This window comes from Cryobacterium shii (assembly GCF_004402595.1).
Classification (GTDB): domain Bacteria; phylum Actinomycetota; class Actinomycetes; order Actinomycetales; family Microbacteriaceae; genus Cryobacterium; species Cryobacterium shii.
Genome location: NZ_SOFY01000054.1, coordinates 1 through 3,545, shown reverse-complemented (window position 1 = coordinate 3,545; position 3,545 = coordinate 1). Strand labels below are relative to the sequence as shown.

Here is a 3,545-nt window from a genome sequence, read left to right as displayed (position 1 = left end):
CGGCGGGCGCAGCCGCGGCGGGCGCAGCCGCGGCGGGCGCAGCCGCGGCGGGCGCAGGCGCGGAGGGGCCGCTTTCCCCGGTGGCCAGCTCAGGAGAAGACGGATGTCGCCGGCCGGGTACCGCGGGATTCCGGGGCGATGCGCGGGACATCCGTTGAATCTCCTGAGTCAGCCGCCCGGTCCAGCGGACACTTCCGGTTCAGGCCGCGGAGGACAGCCCGCTCGGATCATCGAGCAATCCCTCGAAGGCGAGCTCGGCGGCGCCGATCATCAGCAGGTTCGAGCCGAGTTCGGCCGCGCTGATCCGCACACTGCCGAAGGAGGAGCCCAGGGTCATCGATGACACGGCCAGCCGCAGGCGCTCCGGGTCGACCGAGAACAGGGCCGCGAGGAATCCGCCGAGCACGACCAGCTGCGGGTTGAGGATGTTGATCGCCCCGGCCAGGGCCACCGCGAGGAAGTCCAGCTGGCGCTCCACCTCGGCCCGCACGAGCGGCGCGTCGGAGGCGAGCAGGGCCTGCTCCAGCTCGTCGGCATCCGCGCCGGCCAGCCCGAGCACGTCCAGCAGGTCCTCCCGGGTGACCTCGGCTTCGAGTGTTCCGGCGATCCCGGCCGAATCCGTGCGGGCGCTGCCGCTGACCCGGATGTGGCCGAACTCCCCCGCATAACCGGCGATGCCGCCCACCGGGCTGCCGCCGATGATCATGCCGCCGCCGATGCCGCTGGCGCCGCCGTTGAGGTAGATGAGGTCGGTGATGCCCTTCCCCGCGCCGAAGTGCTGCTCCGCCATCGCCCCGAGGATGGCGTCGTTGGCGGCGGATACGGGGTAGCCCGTGGCCTGCTCGAGCATCTCCTTGAACGGCTCGTCCGCCCAGCCGAGGTGCGGGGCGTGCCGCACCAGGCCGTCATAGGCGCGCACGAGCCCCGGAACGGCGACGCCGATGCCGACCACCCGGAACCGGGTCTCCAGTTCGCCGCGCATCCCCTCGATCACGGCGGCGGCGATGTTCACGGCCTCGCTCGCGCTCGGCGACCGTTCGGTGGGGTAACGGATGCGGCGGTGCACGCCGCCGTCGAGCCCGACGATCCCGATGGTGACGGCGTCGATCTCGGGGTTCACGGCGAGGGCGACCACCTGCTCGGCGCAGAACACGACCGGGCTGGGCCGGCCCACCTGGTTGGTGGAGTCAGGGTCGCGCTCCCCGACGAGCCCGAGCGACTCGAGTTCGGCGACGAGAGCCGCGATGGTCGACCGGTTCAGGCCGGTCCGGCGGGTCAGCACCGCACGCGAGGTCGGCCCGTCGCGGTGCACCAGGCGCAGGATGACCGACAGGTTGCGCCGACGCACGTCGTCGTGGTTGGTTCCCTGCATCAGAGTGTCCCTTAGCCTCGCGCCTGGCCAGTCAGGTTAGGTCAAGGTTACCGGGGCACGATCCCGGAACCGGCCAACTGGGCGTACCAGAGGGCGCTGTCCTTGGGCGTGCGCACCTGGCTGTCGTAGTCCACGTGCACGATGCCGAACCGCTTCGAGAAGCCGTAGCTCCATTCGAAGTTGTCCAGCAGAGACCAGACCTGGTAGCCGCGCAGGGTCTGCACGACCTCGTCGACGAAGGCCGCGCCGTTCTCGGTGATCATCAGCGGCTGCGATCGGCGCCCGGCCAGGGCGAGCCGCCCGCGGGCGTCCCGCACCTCAGGCCGAGACCACCTCGATCATGGTGATCCGGCGCCCCTCGACGGCGGCGACCCTGAGTCGATACTCCCCGACCGGCACCGTGTCGCCGACGACGGGCAGGCGGCCGAGCCGGTCGACGATGAAGCCGGCCGCGGTCTCATACGGGCCGTCTTCGAGTTCGATCCCGGTGAACTCGGCGAAATCCTCGATGTTCACGCTGCCGTCCACGATCCGCGCCGCCCCCGGGCCGACGAAGTGGTCCAGGGCCGCGGCCACGGGCTCGTCACGCTCATCCCGCATCTCGCCGACCAGTTCTTCGACGAGGTCCTCAAGCGTCACTATGCCGTCGGTGCCTCCGTACTCGTCGATCACGACGGCAATGTGGACCCCGGCGCGCCGCAGGTGCGTCATGGCGGGCAGGATGCGGTTCGTGCCCGGCAGGAACACGATCGAGCGGGTGATGTCGGCCACCGTGGTGGCTGCCGGGTGCGACTCCGGGTCGAGAAGGTCGCGCACGTGCACGAAACCCGTCACGTCGTCAACGGATCGGCCGATGACGGGGTACCGCGTGTACGGCATCGCGCGAACCTGGGTGATCGCCTCGGCGATCGACTGGGTGCCGCTCAGGAATGCGACATCGGCGCGGTGACGCATGACCTCCGCGACGGTCCGATCCGTCGCGTTGAGGACTTCAGTCAGGATTCGGCGCTCCTCGACCTCGAGCCCCTGGTGGGCATGGAGCAGGTCGCGGAGTTCTTCGTCGGACATCTGCTCCGTCCTGGCGTGCGGGTCTCCACCGAGAATTCTCACGACGGCGTTCGTCGACACGGACAGGAACCAGATCACGGGTCGCATGAACGCAGCGAAAATCAGGAGCGGCGGCGCCAGCACGAGCGAGAAACCGGCCGCCTTCTGGAGGGCGAATCGCTTGGGCACGAGTTCACCGAGAACAAGGGAGAGATACGCGATCACGAGCGTCATCCCGACCAGGGCCAGGGTGTCCGCAGCCCCCTTCGGCAGGCCAAGCGCCACCAGCAGGGGTGTGACATCCGGGGCGAGCGTGGTGGCCCCATAGGCCGCGGAGAAGAAACCAGCGACGGTGACGCCGATTTGAACCCCCGCCAGGAACTTGTTGGGGTCGCGGGCCAGCGCCGCGACCTTCGCACCCCGACTGCCCTGCTGCCTGAGCCGGTGCAACTGGCTTTCCCGCAGGGACACCAGCGCCATCTCCGTGGCGGCGAACAGGCCGCCGGTGAGAACGAAGAGCAGCACGAGGCCGAGATTGACCAGAGTGTGAATGTCCACCAGCCGTCCGCCTAACCCCGGGAGGCCGCCGGGGTCGCGATGGAGCCCCGCTCGTAGTAGCGCGGCGGAACGAGTTCGACCCGCGGTTCGATCCGGCCGGCGACCTGCTCGATCGCGAGCTGCACCGCGCGCGTGCAGGAGTCGGCGACGGCGAGCACGAACGCCATGTGTGCGGGCGCGGAGGTCTCCGCGTGGAACGGTGCGGTCAGGGCGAAGATGTTGGTGCGCGTGCCGGCGAGCATCCGTGCCCCCGCGTTGGGCCGGTAGCCCAGCTGTTCGACGGCGTTGGTGATGCGCAGCCGGGTCGACTCCGCGATCGACCTCTTGCCGGAGAGGGCGTAGGAGACGGTGCTGATGGAGACGCCGGCCACACGCGCCACGTCGTGGATGCTTGCCATCGACCTCTCCATTCCTTGTGGCACAGTCTGCCGCATGAAGCCGTGCGCGGCATCCAACCGCGCCTATGCTGTCTAGGAGCGTGGGTCAGTAACGGCAAAGTTTAAAACGCCGCCGGATTTCCCGTCCTTGGCCGTGGGGTCTGGGAAAATTGCTTATGAGCGATTCTGAT

At 69.3% G+C, this 3,545-nt stretch carries 3 protein-coding genes and 1 pseudogene; all 4 read right to left on the bottom strand.

Going from position 1 to position 3,545, the window contains the following annotated elements; all coding sequences use genetic code 11:
- Window positions 1–199: 199 nt before the first annotated feature.
- The gene (locus E3O49_RS10070) at window positions 200–1,372 is read right to left on the bottom strand and encodes an ROK family transcriptional regulator (RefSeq protein ID WP_134451444.1); all 1,173 of its coding nucleotides are present in this window, start codon (window positions 1,370–1,372) and stop codon (window positions 200–202) included.
- A gap of 47 nt (window positions 1,373–1,419) precedes the next feature.
- Window positions 1,420–1,641, bottom strand: a pseudogene (locus tag E3O49_RS10065) (family 1 glycosylhydrolase); the annotation flags it as partial.
- 49 nt (window positions 1,642–1,690) lie between these two features.
- The gene (locus E3O49_RS10060) at window positions 1,691–2,977 is read right to left on the bottom strand and encodes a hemolysin family protein (RefSeq protein WP_134364815.1); all 1,287 of its coding nucleotides are present in this window, start codon (window positions 2,975–2,977) and stop codon (window positions 1,691–1,693) included.
- Between the two features lie 11 nt (window positions 2,978–2,988).
- Window positions 2,989–3,375 (bottom strand): LacI family DNA-binding transcriptional regulator, encoded by a 387-nt coding sequence (locus E3O49_RS18925; protein ID WP_134364814.1) that lies wholly within the window; start codon window positions 3,373–3,375, stop codon window positions 2,989–2,991.
- Window positions 3,376–3,545: the final 170 nt, after the last annotated feature.